At 47.9% G+C, this 18,575-nt stretch carries 17 protein-coding genes and 1 pseudogene; 12 read left to right on the forward strand and 6 right to left on the reverse strand.

Going from position 1 to position 18,575, the window contains the following annotated elements:
- Positions 1-12: 12 nt before the first annotated feature.
- Both ACSHX2_RS10715 and ACSHX2_RS10720 read left to right on the forward strand, forming a co-directional pair.
- Positions 13-612, forward strand: coding sequence for a 3'-5' exonuclease (locus tag ACSHX2_RS10715; protein ID WP_435692943.1), 600 nt, complete (start codon positions 13-15; stop codon positions 610-612).
- Positions 613-636: 24 nt separating this feature from the next.
- Positions 637-1,389 carry a hypothetical protein gene (locus tag ACSHX2_RS10720; RefSeq protein WP_435692944.1) on the forward strand — a complete coding sequence of 251 codons (753 nt, stop codon included), beginning with the start codon at positions 637-639 and terminating at the stop codon, positions 1,387-1,389.
- Between the two features lie 10 nt (positions 1,390-1,399).
- On the opposite strand, the gene ACSHX2_RS10725 is transcribed toward ACSHX2_RS10720, so the two are convergent.
- Positions 1,400-4,258, reverse strand: coding sequence for a GNAT family N-acetyltransferase (locus tag ACSHX2_RS10725; protein WP_435692945.1), 2,859 nt, complete (start codon positions 4,256-4,258; stop codon positions 1,400-1,402).
- A 230-nt stretch (positions 4,259-4,488) separates the two neighbouring features.
- On the opposite strand from ACSHX2_RS10725, the gene rplM reads away from it, so the two are divergent.
- On the forward strand, positions 4,489-4,920 hold the full coding sequence (gene rplM / locus ACSHX2_RS10730) for a 50S ribosomal protein L13 (protein WP_435692946.1): 432 nt from the start codon (positions 4,489-4,491) through the stop codon (positions 4,918-4,920).
- Positions 4,921-4,946: 26 nt separating this feature from the next.
- The gene (gene rpsI, locus ACSHX2_RS10735) at positions 4,947-5,342 is read left to right on the forward strand and encodes a 30S ribosomal protein S9 (RefSeq protein WP_435692947.1); all 396 of its coding nucleotides are present in this window, start codon (positions 4,947-4,949) and stop codon (positions 5,340-5,342) included.
- A 126-nt stretch (positions 5,343-5,468) separates the two neighbouring features.
- Here the strand turns inward: rpsI and ACSHX2_RS10740 are convergent, their stop codons facing one another.
- From ACSHX2_RS10740 to ACSHX2_RS10750, 3 genes are all read right to left on the reverse strand, one after another.
- Positions 5,469-5,759: a hypothetical protein gene (locus tag ACSHX2_RS10740; protein ID WP_435692948.1), complete on the reverse strand. Its 291-nt coding sequence runs from the start codon at positions 5,757-5,759 to the stop codon at positions 5,469-5,471.
- A 198-nt stretch (positions 5,760-5,957) separates the two neighbouring features.
- Positions 5,958-7,346 carry a WG repeat-containing protein gene (locus ACSHX2_RS10745; protein ID WP_435692949.1) on the reverse strand — a complete coding sequence of 463 codons (1,389 nt, stop codon included), beginning with the start codon at positions 7,344-7,346 and terminating at the stop codon, positions 5,958-5,960.
- A 548-nt stretch (positions 7,347-7,894) separates the two neighbouring features.
- Positions 7,895-9,925, reverse strand: coding sequence for a thioredoxin domain-containing protein (locus ACSHX2_RS10750; RefSeq protein ID WP_435692950.1), 2,031 nt, complete (start codon positions 9,923-9,925; stop codon positions 7,895-7,897).
- Between the two features lie 174 nt (positions 9,926-10,099).
- Here ACSHX2_RS10750 and ACSHX2_RS10755 point away from each other — a divergent pair, with 174 nt between their 5' ends.
- Complete coding sequence (locus ACSHX2_RS10755) at positions 10,100-10,318, forward strand: hypothetical protein (protein WP_435692951.1); 219 nt, start codon at positions 10,100-10,102, stop codon at positions 10,316-10,318.
- Positions 10,319-10,330: 12 nt separating this feature from the next.
- Positions 10,331-10,621 (forward strand): annotated as a pseudogene (locus ACSHX2_RS10760) (TlpA family protein disulfide reductase); the annotation flags it as partial.
- A 71-nt stretch (positions 10,622-10,692) separates the two neighbouring features.
- On the opposite strand, the gene aqpZ reads toward ACSHX2_RS10760, so the two are convergent.
- Positions 10,693-11,385: an aquaporin Z gene (gene aqpZ / locus ACSHX2_RS10765; protein WP_435692952.1), complete on the reverse strand. Its 693-nt coding sequence runs from the start codon at positions 11,383-11,385 to the stop codon at positions 10,693-10,695.
- A 402-nt stretch (positions 11,386-11,787) separates the two neighbouring features.
- Here aqpZ and ACSHX2_RS10770 point away from each other — a divergent pair, with 402 nt between their 5' ends.
- Positions 11,788-12,282: a protein-tyrosine phosphatase family protein gene (locus tag ACSHX2_RS10770; RefSeq protein ID WP_435692953.1), complete on the forward strand. Its 495-nt coding sequence runs from the start codon at positions 11,788-11,790 to the stop codon at positions 12,280-12,282.
- Between the two features lie 93 nt (positions 12,283-12,375).
- Positions 12,376-14,238, forward strand: a complete 1,863-nt coding sequence (locus ACSHX2_RS10775; RefSeq protein WP_435692954.1) for a carbon starvation CstA family protein — start codon at positions 12,376-12,378, stop codon at positions 14,236-14,238.
- A 13-nt stretch (positions 14,239-14,251) separates the two neighbouring features.
- Here the strand turns inward: ACSHX2_RS10775 and ACSHX2_RS10780 are convergent, their stop codons facing one another.
- A complete protein-coding gene (locus tag ACSHX2_RS10780) occupies positions 14,252-14,971 on the reverse strand; it encodes an SIMPL domain-containing protein (protein ID WP_435692955.1) in 720 nt (239 codons plus the stop codon).
- 111 nt (positions 14,972-15,082) lie between these two features.
- Between ACSHX2_RS10780 and ACSHX2_RS10785 the strand changes: the two genes are divergently transcribed.
- From ACSHX2_RS10785 to ACSHX2_RS10800, 4 genes are all read left to right on the forward strand, one after another.
- Positions 15,083-17,080, forward strand: coding sequence for an ABC-F family ATP-binding cassette domain-containing protein (locus ACSHX2_RS10785; RefSeq protein ID WP_435692956.1), 1,998 nt, complete (start codon positions 15,083-15,085; stop codon positions 17,078-17,080).
- 154 nt (positions 17,081-17,234) lie between these two features.
- Positions 17,235-17,642 (forward strand): DUF883 family protein, encoded by a 408-nt coding sequence (locus ACSHX2_RS10790; protein ID WP_435692957.1) that lies wholly within the window; start codon positions 17,235-17,237, stop codon positions 17,640-17,642.
- An 81-nt stretch (positions 17,643-17,723) separates the two neighbouring features.
- Positions 17,724-18,167 carry a phage holin family protein gene (locus ACSHX2_RS10795; protein ID WP_435692958.1) on the forward strand — a complete coding sequence of 148 codons (444 nt, stop codon included), beginning with the start codon at positions 17,724-17,726 and terminating at the stop codon, positions 18,165-18,167.
- The gene (locus ACSHX2_RS10800) at positions 18,131-18,568 is read left to right on the forward strand and encodes a hypothetical protein (protein WP_435692959.1); all 438 of its coding nucleotides are present in this window, start codon (positions 18,131-18,133) and stop codon (positions 18,566-18,568) included. Before ACSHX2_RS10795 ends, ACSHX2_RS10800 begins: the two co-directional genes overlap by 37 nt.
- Positions 18,569-18,575: the final 7 nt, after the last annotated feature.

The following is an 18,575-nucleotide window of genomic DNA, read 5'->3' on the forward strand; positions in this document are numbered from 1 at the left end:
TAGACGACACACTTGAAACTTTCCGAGACCATCTTCACCGCTATCGACTTTGAGTCAGCTGGCACCGCTCCCGGCAAAACCGATGCTCCAGTCCAGATCGGCACATGCACTTGGAGCCTGGCTGATGGAGTGACTGACAGCTGGATTTCCTACATCCACACTGAGCAAGACATCACATGGTCTGCACAAAAAGTCCATGGCATCACTCACGATGACTTACGCGACGCGCCAAAACTCATGCTGCTCTGGCCAAGCATTAAGCGACGCCTCAAAAACAAAGCCGTAGTCGCCCACGGCCACGGCACCGAAAAACGCTTCCTTCATGCCTTCCCCGGCCACGGATTCGGCCCATGGATCGACACCCTTCAACTCTCCCGCGCAGCGTGGCCAGAGCTCCCATCCCATTCACTCGGTGACCTCTGTAAAGCACTCGACCTCGAAGAAAAAGTCACAGAGCTGGTTTCAGAAAAAACTTGGCACGACGCCCTCTACGACGCCGTTGCGTCCATCATCTTACTAGAAAAAATCGTCTCCGATTTTCAGTTAGATGACGCGAACATATCAGTATTAGAAAGCCCTGACACTCGTACGTGGCATTCCCTAAGAGGCTAATCCCAACCTGATCAATAGATTAATATGACAGATCATAGCCCCGCTATTCAGCTACTCACAAAGCGGCTCAGAAAATCCTTCAACAGCTATGCGAAAAGTCATCGTTTTAGAATCTACGTAAAAAGAAGTATCAATAAGAAGCTCCTCAAATGGTGGAGCCCTTCTAATCTAGCGGCCCTACAGATCATCATTAACAAGCAGAGACAAAAGGCTACTACCGTAGCCGACTCAGGAGTCCCTATGCTTGGAGTTGTGCTGATGCGTAATTCAATTCTCCAAAACCCTAAAGAAACGGGTTCAGCTCTCGCTTTAGGCTCTACCGACTTTACCCCCGAGGGATTAAACCAACTCAATCAATTTGCCGACCGAATCAACGGCTCGCGTCATAAGGAGGATGACCAGAGTGATTTCAAGCAATATATTGACTCTGTTTTTTCTGACGAAAACTACACAGAGAGCCGTCGCCGTATAGTCCCTCCTCAATACTCAAAAGGTAACTCCATCTTCTTTTTAGATGTCATGATGCGAGGTGATGACGCCCTAAAAAAAGTAAACCCACTTCCCTCACTCTACCCTTTGATCATCTTACTAGGCACTGAAGGCAAAAGTACCCATTGTGAAGTCATGCCGAAAAAAATCGGAGCTCTCGGCTTATCGTCTCTCAAAAAAGGTACTGTGTGGAAATGGCTGCCAACACCCAGCTACATGACAATGCCAGCTAAAGTGTTTCTATACGCTTTAATAGCCTACGTTTTGTGGATTATCTTCATCCACTAACAGCTCACTTCTAAAGCTTACTCACATGTGCCTCCACGCACTCCGCCAGTAATGGCGGCTCATAACCACCTTCTAACACTGAGACTACTCGTCCCACACAGAATTTGTCAGCATACTTTGTTACCAGCTTCGTAAGCTTGCCAAAGCCATCCACACTGACGCGCATTTCGGCTAGCGGATCTCCATCGGCAGCATCAAAGCCAGCTGACAATAGAATCAACTCCGGCTGAAACTCCTTCAGTCTCTCTTTCAGCGGGTTCCCCCATGCTTCCAAGATCTCAGTATCTCCCGCCCCAGCTGGTAGCGGCACATTCACAGTGAATCCCTTCGCGGCACCCTCCCCCATCTCCTCAGCTTTGCCTCCTGTATAGAAAAGACCGTCTTGATGAGTTGAGAAATATAACACACTGGGATCCGAATAAAAGATCGACTGAGTTCCGTTTCCGCAGTGGACATCCCAGTCCAAGATAGCCACACGTTCAATTCCATATTCCTGCTGCACATAGCGTGCCGCGATTGCTACGTGATTGAAAATACAGAAGCCCATTCCCAAATCTTCGGATGCATGGTGCCCAGGAGGGCGCACCGCGCAAAAGGCTCTCGAGGCATCCCCCTTCATCACTTCATCCACAGCATTCAGCACTCCACCCGTGGAAAGCACCGCTGCATCATATGAGTCTTCACTGATAGCGGTATCGCCAGTACGTAATTGCTCAGCAAAATTCTCGACATCCATTTTTACAATGTCGTGGTAATGCGCTGAATGCACCAAGGTCACCTCCGCAACAGACGCCATACGGTCATCAAGCCGATTCAGCTTCGGAAATTTCTCATCCAAGACATCAAGTACGGCTTGATAACGAGCGGGTGACTCAGGGTGATTAGGGTCAGGATTATGCTTCAGCAGCTCATCAGAGCTCCATAGTGCTACCTTTTTCTTTTTCACCTTGGCTCTCTTCACCGCTTTAGCTGCCACCTTTTTCTTTTTTGACTTCCGGGACTTCTGCTTTTTCTCCCAAGCTTCCGCCTGCTTCACTAAAGCCGCCACATCCATCGTAAACTCATCACTATCCTCCCCGAAGATACGTTCACGCTCAGCTCCGCGGCTCATGAAGAGTTTAACCATCGCTTCATTACGCTTTTGCACCGATGCCCAAAAGGTCTTCACACCACGATCGTGCGCTATTTTAGCAATCTCGGAGAGTAAATAGTTAGCGATTCCCTTTCGCCTCGCCTTTTCATGTACCAAAAATGCCACCTCTGCGGTCTCCCCACTTTTATCTAGATAAAAACGACCCACCGCACGCAGCAGCTCGCAGTGATCATTCCGATAAAACATGCCAATTGCGAGATCGTGTGACTGATCCACCGATGCCATACGATAGGCTGCACCCTCATCTAAGGTCGGGATAGCCTGCCCATAACGTAAGCGGATTGTCTCCTCATCTTGGGCGTAGAAAAATTGCTGCAGAGCTCGGACATCACTCGGGTGTAATGGCCGCGATAGGTATTGAATACTATCGAACTGCACGCGCTGACTATCTATCCCCGCATCGGAGTCGTGAATGCCTTTGGGATTAAAGCCAAAAATCTCAGGAATCCATTTCTGCATGCGCGCCCCCACGAGTAGAGACTCGCGCGCATCTGGGTGAGCAATTTCAACCAGCCTCAATACCCGCTGGCGAATTGTCTGCCCCACCAGGTTTGCCACTCCATACTCAGTCACCACATAATGCACATCTCCACGCGAGCTACACACGCCACTTCCAGAGGTCAACCCCGTCACTATTCGGCTAGATCCGTCACTATCGCGCGACGCTAAAGCGATAATCGGCCGGCCATTCTTACTCATCGCAGCACCGCGAATAAAATCCTGAGTCGCGCCGATGCCTCCATAAAATCGATGACCTCGAGAATCGCGCACCACCTGCCCAGTGAGATCAATTTCACGCGCTCCATTAATCGAAACCATTCTTCGGTTCTTAGCAATCCGGTGCGGATCATTCGTCCATTCACTCTTATGCAGCTCAATGTCAGGATTCTCGTCCACAAAGTCATAGAGCTCCTGCGTACCTAGGTAGTGACTCGCCACACTCACTCCTTGATGGTAGCTTTTCCAACTATTGTCCACCACTCCAGCCTTTACGAGATCCATCATAGCATCCGTAAAACATCCAGTATGAATCCCGAGACGACTATGCCCTTTGAGAGCGTGTAGCACAGCCTGCGGACTATTTCCCATACTCACCTGCAGACAAGCCCCGTCATCAATCAGCTGTGCAGCATAATTTGCAATTTTCTTATGGTGATCTTTATATTCCCAAGGTTCGATTTCAGGCAGCTTCTCATCATGCTCAATATAATGATCGATCATGCTCAGCGGAATCTGAGTATCACCAAAGGTGCATGGAACATGGCTATTTATTTGTGCTATCACTTTCTTCGCAGATCTCACTGCCGAGTAAATCACGTCAGCACTCAGTCCCGTCGAAACAAAACCATTAGCATCGGGGGGGCTCACTTGTATCAAAACTGCATCTAGGCTTATCACACCACTACGAAAGAGCCTGGGAATCTCAAAGGTCGGACAAGGAGTGTAATCTGCCCAGCCACCCTCCACAGCCTCCGACATCGCGCGTGAAAGAAAGAAACTATTGGTTCTGAAGCTCCCCTCGTAGCGCCGCTCCACCCACGGTAAATCTCCCAATGTGTGGATATGCAACAGCTCGACATCTTGAAAATGCTCATGCTCGGCCAGCAAGCTATCAACTAGCGCAAAGGGAACCATCGCGCCTCCTCCGATAAAAACTCGCCCACCATTCGGGATCAAACTCTTCCAAGGAACTTGTTGCATACCCTGTGCTAACATTGCCTCATGCGATCAACCAAGTTCAATCCTCGGCTCTAGTCCCCCAACATATGGAAACTCTTCATATACAGCCAAATACCATCTCACTAAAAGAAAAGCGCGGATTCCATCGAGATTCTGATTGACACTTGCCGATGTGACTCCTAGTTTGCCCGCCCTTTCCCGACCTACGGGCTCTCACGCCGTATTTGGGCGTAAGGAAACATCAAGGAACCAGAATTTTAGCAAACATGAAAACATTTTCAGCCAAAGCTCAAGACGTAGAGCGCAAATGGTATGTGATCGACGCAGCAGACAAGGTGCTCGGTCAAGTCGCACGCGAGGCCGCAGTACTTCTTCGCGGCAAGCACAAGCCTATCTTCACTCCACACGTTGATACAGGTGACAACGTCATCATCATCAACGCTGAGAAAGTTGTCCTCACAGGCAACAAAGAAACTCAGAAAATCTACACAGCTTACACTGGCTACGTTGGTAACCAGAAGATTGAGACTCCTAAGAAAGTCCGTGAGCGTCACCCAGAACTTCTCGTTGAACGCGCAGTTAAGGGCATGATCCCACACAACAGACTCGGTAGCGCTGTCTACAAGAAGCTTCACGTATACAAAGGCACAGAGCACCCACACGGCGCTCAGAATCCTGAGTCATTTGAAGTTGCTTAATTCTCAATTATAAACATTTTTACATTATGAGCGAAGCAAACGTAATTTCCGCAACTGGCCGTCGCAAGAACGCCATTGCACACGCATGGATCTCCGAAGGCACTGGACAAATCACTATTAACAAGCGTCCATTCGAAGAATACTTCCCAACACTCACACAGCAGAACGCAGTTCTCGCACCATTCCTAGTTGCTAACCTTCTCAACAAGTTTGACGTAAAGGCTACAGCTAAAGGTGGTGGACTCAACGGACAGGTTGGCGCGATTCGCCTCGCGATCTCCCGCGCTCTCGTTGAACACGACGCAGAACTCCGCCCGGCACTCAAAGCTGCTCTCTTCCTTCGCCGCGACCCGCGCATGAAGGAACGTAAGAAAGCTGGACAGCCAGGCGCACGCAAACGCTTCCAGTTCTCCAAGCGTTAATCCGCTACTCCGAACCCGGAACACTCTGGTTCCTTTCCAAAAAACCGCAGTTGCTCAGCAGCTGTGGTTTTTTCTTTTTTTAGCCCTGTAGCGACCGCTCACGGAACAGGTTCGAAGGCTTTCCCTCTAGCGACAGAAATCAAACTCATCTGAAGAAAGCTGCTCACCATGAGCATGCTCTTTCAACATCATGATTATGTCCATATTCTGGCGATCCGTACGCAGCCAAACATAGCCATAGTCAGAATCATCTTTCTCTTCCGCCTCGTAAAACCAACCGTCGGAATCAATCACAAGATACGCACCGTCGACCACGTCTGCCCATTGCAAGCGAGTAGTCAGTTCAGCGAGGGAATAGTTCACACCAAGAAAACCATCTTGGTCGATTTCGTAATACTTTAAATCAGGAGACACCATGGGAGTAATTTTTAAACTTCCCCATTTCTAGCACCATCCAAGCACGAGGTGAATCAAGAAATGCGATGCAAGCAAAAACCACCCCGTCAACACCCCTCCTCTATCCTAAAGCGATCTCCTCCACCCTCTACCAAGGGACGACTGTCCCCCAGCGTCCGGCTGTGCACCTGACTTTTAGCTGACGATGATACAACCATCTCATTTTGAGACCTCTTTAGCGACAACAGATATCCCTTCACTAAATGGGGCCATTTCATCCCATTCCAATTTGATGGCTATATCGCCTTTTCTATTGATACAACCGCGTTTCTCATTCTTTTCCCTTCTTACAGGTGCTAACCCATTGATAAATCTGCCCGCTTTAGACCATTGCGGTTTAATGACTATTTTACCCTTAGTGTCTATATGACCCCATTTTTCATTATCCCAATCACCAGCCATTACGAGATATAAACCTTCACATGCCTTATTATCCATAAACGTCCATCTGGGCTCTATGACTGTATTCCCTTTGTTATCAATAACTCCATACCTACCATCTCTCTCATTTTTATTTTTCAAAAAAACTATGGCACGCCCTTTATCGAAGGAACCAATATAATCCCAGTAGGGCTCTACGATCATTTTACCACTCTTATCAAACACTCCCCATTTACCTTTCATCTCGCATCCTCTCCTAACTCTAGCGAGACCTTCAGAAAAAATAGGGGAAGGTCCTATTATATCCCATTCTGGCTCTATCACAATTTCCCCTAATTTATTAATTACACCCCAATTATTTTTTTCTTTAGTACCGCTTCTTACCTTTGCAAATCCACCCTCAAAACAACTGACTTCCCTCCATTGTAATTTGATCAAAGTTTCTCCAGTTTCATTAATAAACCCAAATTTGTTACCTTTTCGAACCATTGCTAATGCTTCAGAGAAAGACCCTACTTCATCCCATTCTAGCTTAATCGCAATATTACCTTTTCTATCAATAAACCCCCACTTCGACTCACTTCGCACTGCAGCAAGACCTTGGTAATAACTCTTTATTTCATCCCACTTGGGCTCCACTAGCACTTCGCATTTATTATTGATAACTCCCCATTTTCCTTCTCTGCTTACTAAGGCTAATTTCTCTTTAAAATGAACTATTTCATCCCATGAAGGTTCAATTACTAGATCTCCCTGTTCATCTATAAAGCCCCATTTTGAGTCCTTTTTGACTGCTGCAAGCCCGTCTCTAACACCACTTATTCTATCCCATTCGGGTTTTAACATGATACTCCCGTTAGAATTTATTAGCCCCCATTTTCCAGTTTGATAACTACCTTTCCTAACCTCGAAAATCCCTTCCTGAAATAAATGTACTGCGTCCCATTGAGGTTTTATTTTAATTTCCCCAGATAAATCGATAATTCCATATTTACCTTGGTCCCGGAAAGGTGCCAGCCCTTGATGAAAATGCCCAATATAGTCCCAAGTAAGATCAAGTATAACAGTACCTTTCGTGTCAATAACCCCATACTTAATTTGATCTGAAGCGTGTAAATAAGAGCAAAGCTGAAACCATGACAGCATGATAATAATTATTTTTTTCATAACAAAACTTCCCATCCGAGACTTATTGACTTCTTAAAAACCATAACCCCACCTCTTGATTCGCAGGTTTTCCCCTCACAATCGAGCCTCTCAGTTATAGTTAACTGTAAGCCTCCCCGTCAAGAGGTCAGTTTAAAACTAGAGTTTCTTGGTTGTTACTTGGGTTAAGTGACGATGCATTTAAGAGATCATTTAAGGCGGCAACCCCTTTAAAGATGAAGTCACTTATTCTCGACGAGTGGATGAGTTGAGTTGCTCGCTATGAGGTGTCCACGATCATACATGCTTTCTCCCTGGGGTGAACATCAGGGTGCACCATATCACGTGGTGTCACCTGTGGTTGATCATCGCTTTGTTTACATCTACGTTGTGTGATCCCTTTGTTCGAACTAACTATCACCTTTGTGAGGCGCCCGACGAGGGACGACTGTCCCAGTCGTCCGACAGGGTTGATGCCTCATACCTTCTTCAAGCTGCGAACATTAAAATCAGCTAGCTTCACGAAAACAGCCCCACCTAAATTCTCAGGACCGCACACGTCCATTTACTTAGTCCGCACTATCCAGCGCCTCCGGCTCAGTCACCGGCTGTTGACAGCTCTCGCCCTCACAAAGATACGCCGTCGTCTTCCCCCCTTGAGCCTTCAGCCCTCTCTCAAACGCATCCACCTGCCCGCTATTACTCATCACAGTCAATTGAGGACGATAGCGCGTAGATAACTGCCTATAAAACCCCTCAAGACCATTCTCCCCCTCCGCTAACACCAAGCGCTGATCTTTAGCGTAGTAGAGATCAAGAGCCTGAAGCATATTGGTCATCGAGGTAGGCGTCTGCATGAGCACCTCACCATAGGCCTTGAACGTGCGCTCAGCAGTCACTTTATAATCCTCACGGCCAGTGATCCTCGCCAGCTTCAGGAACTCCATAGCCGCTACTCCACTTGCTGTCGGCATGGCACCATCATAGTCACCCTTCAGACGCACCATCACATCGTCGACCGCGGCACTCTCAAAGAAACCACCTTTCTCTTGATCAAAAAACAATGCCTCACTCGCGTCCGCCAAGGCCACAGCAAATCCTAACATTTCAGGATCGAGCGTGAGTTCATAGAGTCGGCGTGTCGCCTGTAGCATCAACAAGTAACTCTCAGCTTGCGCTGACCAATCCACGCTAGCCGCATGCCAGCGATGCGCCAATCGCTCACCATCCCACATCTCCTTTTGAATGAAGCGATGCGCCTTGAGTGCCGCTGCGAGATACTTGTCTTCCTCTAGCACCCGGCCAGCACGCGCCAAGGCTCCGATCATCATCCCATTCCAAGATGCCAACACTTTATCATCAATACCCGGGCGAACTCGCGCTGCCCGCGCGGCTTTCATTTTTGCCACTGCGCCATCTAACACAGTCTTTCGCGTCGCCGTTAACCACGCCTCATCCTGCACCACTGAAAGCACATTCTGATGTTTTAAAGCTTCGGGATCACTGTGGTCATAAAAATTCCCTTCCTCAGAAACCGCAAAGTACTCTGAGACAATCGTGAACTCTTCTTCGTTCAGAATGTTTTCTAACTCTGAGCTAGTCCAACAGAAATACTTCCCCTCTTTTCCCTCACTTTGCGCATCCTCAGCACAATAAAAAGCGCCTCGCTCAGACACCAGATCACTCAATACATAGCGGCAAATTTCACGCGCAACCTCAGCATATTTTTCCTTCTTCGTGATCTGATACAGATCGAGATACACATCGAGCAGCTGCGCTTGATCGTAGAGCATTTTCTCAAAACGCGGCACCTGCCACTTACCGTCGACCGCATATCGGTGAAAGCCACCACCTAGCTGGTCCATAATACCACCCTCAGCCATCCGCTCAGCAGTGAACTCAGCAAAGCCAAGTAAGCGCTCGTCACCAATACGTTTCCACGAACGCAGCACATAACGCATGTGCGACGGCATAGGAAACTTCGGGCCACTAGCCCAGCCACCTTCCACTTGGTCACCACTCTCCAGCAGCATCACTGCAGCACGGTCTAGTACAGCACGCTCAGGAACCGTCTCGGATTCCATACCTGCGCCAAAGTTTTCTTGGATATGCTCACGCAGCGCTGCCGCGGACTGCACCACCTTACCTTGTTTCTCGCGCCACGCCTCCTCAAGCTGGAGCAAGACACTCTTAAAACCGACACGACCACCTCGGTCCACTGGAGGGAAATAAGTGCCGCCATAAAATGGAGCAAGGTCAGGGGTCAGAAAAACGTTCAGCGGCCAGCCGCCAGTTTCACCGGTCATTGCCTGATAGGCCGTCATGTACACTTTATCAATATCAGGACGTTCCTCACGATCCAACTTGATCGATACAAAATGCGCATTCAAGACTGCTGCAATCTCTTCATTCTCAAAACTTTCTCGCTCCATCACATGACACCAATGGCATGTCGAATAACCGATACTAAGAAAGATCGGCTTATTCTCAGCCTTCGCCTTACTAAATGCCTCCTCGCCCCACGGATCCCAATCCACCGGATTGCTTGCATGCTGGCGGAGATAAGGAGATGCGGCATTTGCCAAGCGGTTTTCTTTCATAGTGTGCGTTGGTTCAGTCGACTGCTGAGCACACACTGAACCAATCAGCAGCACTGTATTCAATAAAGATCGAAGCAGCCTCACACCAAGCACGTTACGGTTTACAGTTTCTCACCGCAAGTGTTAGCTAGATTTCTGGAATAAAATGACATTCTGGCTATCTTACCGATAAGTATGAACAAACCACTTTTCACTCTCTCAGCTATTCTGGCTTTGGGGGGAATCAGTTTTGCTGATGTCCCTAGCCAAAAGGATATTCAGAGTAAAGTCACCCAAAGTGTTGCTGAATCCCTGCACGGGCACACACGTGTGCTTAAAAATGGAGCCCTCGCCCCAGTATCTATTAGCAAGAAAGCTGACTACTATTTTGTCTACTACGCCGCAAGCTGGTGACCACCGTGTCGAAGCGCAGTTCCACAGTTAGTGGAATCATACAAAACAAACATCGCCCCGACTAAGAACATCGAATTCGTGATGATGAACTTTGATCAGAGCGAAAAGTCAGCCCTCAAATGGGCGAAGCAAGATAAAATGCCTTGGCCTATCGTGCTAGAAAAAGACGCACCCAATGTCTACTTTGGTCAAATCGAGAACCTACCACTCCCCGCCTATCTCATCATCGATAAAAATGGTGAGCTAGTCGCGCACGGCAAAGAAGCGACTATGAAGAAGCTCGCTGAGCTCAAGACCTCATAAAAAAGCTACTACTTTAAAACAGAAAAGCCCGACCCAGCTCTATGCTAGATCGGGCTTTTTTTATAAACTAACTAAGCCTTTTTCTTAGAGCCAATCACGCGATATACGAGAGCACCAAGTACAGCACCAATGATAGGTGCCACCCAGAACAACCACAGCTGTTTGACTGCCCATCCACCAGCAAAGATCGCCACTCCTGTGGAGCGCGCTGGATTCACGGAAGTATTTGTCACTGGAATGGAAATCAGGTGAATCAAGGTAAGTCCAAGACCAATAGCGATCGGCGCCAAGCCAGCCGGCGCACGCTCATCTGTAGCACCTAAAATAATGATGAGGAACATCATGGTCATCACTACTTCACAAACAAATCCAGCAAGCATACTGTATCCATTTGGCGAATGCTCACCATAACCATTTGAGGCAAATCCTCCATCTAAACTGAAAGCATCATTCCCGCTCGCTATCACGTAAAGCACACCTCCAGCAACGATTCCTCCCACCAACTGAGCGATAATGTACGGCAGTAAATCTTTCTTATCAAAGCGTCCACCCAGCATCAAACCGATCGATACAGCTGGATTCAAATGGCAGCCCGAAATGTGACCAATCGCAAAAGCCATCGTCAACACAGTTAAACCAAAAGCTAAAGCCACCCCCAGATAGCCAATTCCAACATCTGGTATGCCAGCAGCAAGAACCGCACTACCACAACCACCTAATACCAACCAAAATGTCCCGAAGGACTCAGCAATATATTTTTTCATATCTTAATCATTGTCAGGCTAAACCCTTCAACTAACAAATTATCAGATAGGACACACCCCTGCCAACCTTTAATTCCTCCAGCTTTGTCACAGATTAAAAATGGGACCGACAAGCGACCTGGCACAAAAAAAGCGACCCGATTGTGTATCATCTGGAAAAACCCAAAAACCAGGAATGATATTCAATCGGGCCGCCTATATTTGTCGCGACACCGGAAAAGTACACGATTTAGACCTCACGTCAACACCTTTCCGTAAAATAATTAAAAAACACCAAACCTAACAAACTCATCTGATAAACCAAGATGATAATTCCATTGAAATCCCTTCGATAGCTTCATCCTAGATCATTTTGTCACTTTGATGGTTTGAATAAATAGTCGATATGAGCTTGAGTCAGCCATGAAGAAACTCGTGAGACCGTGGTATTGGCCAGCGAAAGGACAACCTGAACGCACAGAACCATTCACTTGGATCATCGATGATGTCATTGCAGCCTCTTGGTGGCCAGACCCCTATGTTTTCGATATTTACGACGAGCAGAATGTCAAAGCTGTGGTGAACTGTTGTGAGTTCGACAACAGAAATGACGTCCCACCCCAGTTTGACTACTATCACATTCATGTGCCTGACTTCGGTGTTCCCAATGAAGCGCAAATCGACCGATTTATCGCGATAATGGACAAGCACCACAAAGCCAAAGAATCCGTCGTTATTCATTGTGTGGCAGGCTGCGGACGCACAGGCCAATTCATCGTGGCCTGGTGCTCAAAAGCGGGACTCATCCCTAAAGGCAAAAATCCGGTAGAGTGGATTCGCAGCAAGAGAAGATGCTGTTTAGAGACTGGAGCACAAGAAGCTTGTGCACGCCGCCTTTATAAAAAGTACCACGCGTAATATAATTTTCGATCTAGTAGAAAAACATCACGAAAAAGTGTCACTCCCCGAGCGCTAAGACAATATTCAGCATTGCCCTAATCTGACCCCACTATGACCACCCTAGCCATTGCTCTTGGAGCACTCATTTTCTATCTTATTGCCTACAACACCTATGGGAAATGGTTAGGCCAAAAGGTCTTCCGCCTCAGCAAAGACTGTGTCGCACCATCTGTAGAGTTTGAAGACGGAAATGATTACGTTCCTACTAAAAAAGGTATTGTTTTTGGTCACCATTTCACATCGATCGCAGGAACTGGGCCGATTGTTGGGCCGGCGCTAGCTGTGATGTGGGGCTGGCTTCCGGCGCTACTCTGGGTCCTCATTGGCTCAGTTTTCATTGGAGCTGTGCATGACTTCGGAGCACTCGTCGTCTCCATGCGCAACAAGGGAAAAACTGTGGGTGACATCGCTGGCAACGTGATCGCGCCGCGTGTTCGCATTCTGTTTCTACTAGTTCTACTCATCGCGCTTTCCATCGTCCTAGCCATTTTCGGCTTAGTCATCGCGGTCGTCTTCCGCCTTTTCCCGCAATCCATCACTCCTTGTCTAATCCAGATCCCTCTAGCTATCGCGATTGGTTTCTTCGTTCATAGAAAAGGTCTTAACATCCTCATCCCCTCCATTATAGCCTTAGGCCTCATGTACCTATCCGTGGTATTCGGCAACCAAGGTATTTTAGCTGACTTCAACATGACACTCTCTGGGTGGCCAGTAATGACATGGGTCACCATTCTCTTACTATATTCCTACGTCGCCTCAGTCCTCCCTGTTTGGGCACTACTTCAACCGCGCGATTACATCAACTCCCTCCAGCTCATTTCCGCACTTGCGCTCGTAGTCATTGGACTCTTTGTTGCCGGCATCTGGGGAGGCGCACCAATCGACGGTATTCGCCCGCCCCTGGAAATTGTCGCACCCGCCATTGAGAAAAGCGTGACAGCGAAACAGCTCCCGCTCATTTTCCCCTTCCTCTTTGTCACCATTGCCTGTGGCGCAGTCTCAGGCTTCCATTGCCTAGTATCGTCTGGCACCTCCTCCAAACAACTCAAATGCGAAACCGAAGCTCGCTTCGTCGGTTACGGATCCATGCTCACAGAAGGATTTCTCGCCGTGCTCGTCATCTTAGCTTGTGTCGCAGGTCTAGGTCTGGGCCTCACAAAAGGGGATGAATTTCTAACAGGAACAGCCGCTTGGAATGCTCAGTATAGCGACTGGGCTAGCTCGACTGGCCTCGCAGCTAAAATTAATGCCTTCGTCACCGGCTCCTCAAACTTCCTTCAAGCACTCGGCATTTCATCTACTTTCGCAAAAGCGCTGATGGGCGTATTCGTCGCATCCTTTGCCGCCACTACGCTTGATTCAGCCTGCCGCCTCCAACGCTACGTTGTCCAGGAACTCGCTGGCTGCTTTATCGATTTCAAATTCCGCAAACTTCCAGAGCCAGAACAAAGCGTAAAAACACTAGCCGCTCGTAAGTCGTCTTGGATCACTAATAAACACGTCTGCACCATTGCCGCCTGCCTTATCGCCTGGTGGATGGCCTCACTCCCAGCCGTTCCTGGCGCAACTGGCGTGTTCGGCCAACCCGGCTCTGGCGGAGTCATCCTCTGGCCGCTTTTCGGCGCCACTAACCAACTGCTTGGCGGGCTCGCCTTCCTCGTCATTCTCTTCTGGATGCGACGTAAAAAAATGCCGATCTGGTTTATTGTCATCCCCACATTTTTCATGCTCATCCTCCCAGCCTGGGCAATGCTCTACCAAATCTTCGTCGCCGCGATAGGGTCTGATCAATCTTGGATTGAACAAGAACGCTGGCTCTTAGTCGGCATAGGCTCCGCCACCATTTTGCTAGAAATATGGATGATCGCAGAAGCTCTAGTCAGCTGGAAAAAACTTCAGGCATCTAATAATTAGCCTCACTCCGCGGCTACTTTAGTGGAGTAACCAAACGGAACACTACTTTCACCTGTGACTCGATTTGAAGCTGACCAGAAGCAGAGCTCTTAGTCGCCTGCTCATCTGCAGCAAATGAATTAGAAGCTGCGAGCGCTCGGTGCTGCACTCCTGATCCTGTTCTCACATCTTCAATAAGCAAAGGCTCAGCAATCTGTGACCCGAGTGAACTTGCTAGCATCTCTGCGCGCTTTTTCGCATCGAGCATCGCCGCATTTTTAAGCTTCGCCTCTTCACCTTCACGGTCATTGAGTTGGTAGTTTACGCTCTGGACACTCACATTACCTAGCTTCGACAGTCCGAGCCAAGTCGGCTTGTATTGAGAAAAATCACTACTACTGAAGCTGACTCGCGTGCGAGCGACATAGCCTTCTTTCACTCGCTGTCTCTCACGGTAGCTCCAGTTTTCACCAAACTCCATTTGAGCCGTCTTGGTCTTTTTCTCTTCTACCTTTTGCTCTTTTAAAAACAACAAAAGCTCGGAGACTTTAGCGGCATGCACTTCAGCAACCTCTGCGAGATCCATTCCTTTGTTTTCCACCAGCAAGCTCCAAGCCATCTCGTCAGGAGTCACCTTCGCGCTCGCTTTCCCAGTCACACGCACTTGTGGTAATTCTGAAACTTCCGAAGCCATAATCGGCACCTCGCTGAGCACCAACATGCCAGCAATCATCACAAAATATTTTTTCAGCATAACTGACAAATGACCCGCAGAATGATGTTGGTCAACTTTGATATTCGAGCTCGACTCGAATCTCTAATTTTCGCCATTGCCTAAACGTTGGTTTCGCTCTACGCCACTGCCGTGCTAGCGATCAAAAAACTACGCGTCGAGTTCGGCGCCCGCGTTGTCTTCAAGGACCTCTCCTTTAGTATACTTCCTAAGGAACGTATTTCCTTTGCGGGGCATAACGGTGCAGGGAAATCCACCTTGATGAAATGTATCGGCGGAGCCCTCCAACCTAATGGTGGTGAGATCAGCAAACCAAAAGACTTTAAAATCGGCTACCTCCCCCAGGAAGGCATCCACATAAAAGGAATCACTCTCTGGGATGAAACCGAATCCGCTTTTGGTGAAGCCACTAGCATTCAGGAGCAGATTGACACACTCTCTGAGCAACTCAACGACATGGATTCGTCCTCCGATGAATACCTAGAACTGCTTTATAAAATAGGTGACCTAGACATCGCTCTAGAAAATTTTGACCCAAATACCATCAAGCCACGTGTGGAATCTGTCCTCACTGGTTTAGGCTTCAAGCGCAGTGACTTTACCCGCGACTGTGGTGAATTCTCTGGTGGTTGGCAGATGCGTATCGCAATGGCTAAACTCTTCCTCCAAGAGCCGGCCGTACTCCTACTTGATGAGCCGACGAACCACCTGGATATCGACTCGCAAACATGGATGGAGCAATACCTCTTTAATTACTCAGGTGCGATCGTCATCATTTCACACGATCTTTCACTTCTGGATGCATTGACCACGCGCACTATCGCCTTCGCGCACGGTCGAGCAGAAGAATACGCCGGCAACTATTCTTTCTACATGAGAGAGTCCAAGCTGCGCAAAGAAATCCAGCTGAAGGCATACCAAGCTCAGCAGAAAGAAATCGACAAAACCAAGCAGTTCATCGAGCGCTTCCGCGCAAAAGCATCAAAGGCGTCACAGGCTCAATCACGCCTCAAGCAACTTGAGAAAATCGAACTCATCGAGATCGAACAAGACGATGCAGTAATGAGCTTCACGTTCCCATCCCCTCCTCCCTCCGCTCAATCGGTAGCTAAGCTAGAGAATGCCGATAAAGCTTATGGTAAGCTCCAAATCTTTAAGGACTTTAATTTCGAAGTAGAACGCGGTGAACGCCTCGCGATTGTGGGACCAAACGGAGCTGGGAAATCAACATTCTGCCGACTCATCACTGGCCAAGAAGATCCAGATGGCGGCCTCTATACCCTCGGGCAGAAGTCGAAAATCTCCTTCTTCTCGCAGAACCATGCTGATGAACTTGACCCGAACAAAACCGTTCTAGAAACCTGCCAAGAGGTAGCTTCTCGTGAAAACGCGCCACTCGTTCGAAATATTCTAGGCTGTTTCCTTTTCCGTGGAGACGATGTGTTCAAGAAAGTGGGAGTCCTCTCTGGAGGTGAACGCTCGCGCGTGGCCCTCGTGTGCATGCTTATTCAGCCAGCAAACTTCTTGATTCTTGATGAGCCGACCAACCACCTCGATGTTCAGTCTCAGGCGGTTTTACAAAATGCACTACAAGAATACCCAGGCGCCTACCTCATCGTTTCTCACAACAGAGCTTTCCTCGACCCCATCGTTACTAAGACCATCGAGTTCCGCCCAGGTGAAGAGCCTGCGATCTACCATGGCAATGTGACCTACTACCTCGATAAAAAAGTTGACGAAAAACAAGCAAGTAAAGGGCTGTCAAGATTACCTTCAACAAAACAAACTAGCTCACCCGCTCCCTCAGGTGTGAGCAAAGCCCCTAAGATTTCTCGTAAAGAGCAGCGTAAGATCGATGCTGAAAACCGCCAGAAGCGCAGCAAAGTGCTAAAACCGCTCCAAGAAGAGTTTTCCACTCTAGAAACATCGATCAGCCAGATTGAATCTAAACAAGCGCAACTCACAGAACTGATGGGTAAGCCTGAGACTCTAGCGAACCCTAACAAAACCAAGGAATATACTGAGTCCTACGCAAAACTCACAAATCAGTTAGATAAAGTCTATTCCCGTTGGTCAGAGGTTAGTGAACAGATAGAGCAGCTAGAAGCTTCTCTCACGACTACAAATTAAGTCTTATTTTCTATCAGTGCCTTCTTGAGTTTTTTTTTGTTCTATGTAATTTAGGGGCTGAGTGGAACTTTGATGATCGTTTAATTCCTCCCCCATGATCACTCATTAGTTACATAAATTTCCAATCACTCAGAAACTCAATAAATAAACCATTATGGATTACGCGACACCAACCCCAGGTACTCTCAAAGAAGAAGAAAATGAGATACCAGTGAACAACACTAGTAAAGCAGCAGAACTCAGCAAAGCAGCAGCGGAAAAAGCACGCCATGCAGCGCAAGAAGTTCAAAATAAAGCAGTTCAGCTCAAAAGTGCTGCGTCTGATAAAGCTCAACAGTTCAAAGGCTATGCCGGCGAAAAAGCGACAGCTATTAAAGAAGGAGCTACTGCAAAAGCTCACGATGTAAAAGTAGCAGCAGGTGAAAAGTATGTGCAAAGCAAAGCAAAGGCTCAAGACCTTCACCAGAGCTCTGAAGAGTACATCCGCCAGAACCCAACAAAATGTGTACTTGGTGCATTTGGCGTTGGCCTTCTCGTAGGATTATTAGCTCGCCGCCGATAAACCAAATTTCTACATCCTATTTAAGCAACCGGCTCTCTCCCATTTCGGTGTGAGCCGGTTTTAATTTAAAGGGAAATGCCAATGACAGACCCAGCTCCCCAAGAGAGAGATTTCTCCATAAAAGACACCGTCAACTACCTCAAAGAGGAAGGTGGCGCCTATGTGAAAACTAAGGTCGAACTCGCGTCTATCGAGGCGAAAGAAGCTGCTGAAATAGCAGTGAAGAAAGCAAGCATCGGTGGAGTCTTGGCCTTCTTCGCGCTCTTCTCCTATATCTTACTGCTCGTTAGCCTCATCGGAGCATGCTCCAGACTTTTAGAAGGAAAGATGCATACCGTGGAGCAATATGTAGGCACATGGCCACTCGTCACCTTTGGCTTCTTTATAATCCACCTCCTCTGCGTATTTATTTTCCTCGATAAACTCAAAAACGTAGGGAAAATCGTACCCTTCCAGCACACACTGGCTGAACTTGAAAAAGATAAACAATGGCTGCAACAAATCAAATCGAGCAAAGAAAGCTAGCGCTCGTAAAGCAACTTGAAGAATCTCGCAGCTCCATCTTAGGAGCGAAACTCTTGATCGATGAGCAATTCTCAAGCAAGAAGTCAGCTCTTCAAGAGGCTCTCAATGTGCCAAAGAGAGTAAAAAACTCCTTCATGATCCAGCCTCTGAAGACTTCAATTATCGCTGTAAGCTCAGGTCTCGCTGCCTCACTCTTCCTGCGAGGGCGAAATAAGCGTAAAAAGAAACATCCAAAGTTAGCGAAAGCCGCCAAACAATCCGTGTCCACGGCTCTTACACTCGCTGTTTTACGACCAATTCTTCAGCGTGCAGCTCTCCACTTTTATCACGAGTGGCTGGACAAAAAAGAGCAACAACGCGCCAAAGAACTCTCCTTTCAAAAACGTCAAGAGATGCTTTAGTAAAGAC

The sequence above is a fragment of the Rubritalea sp. genome, assembly GCF_051252225.1.
GTDB lineage: Bacteria > Verrucomicrobiota > Verrucomicrobiia > Verrucomicrobiales > Akkermansiaceae > Rubritalea.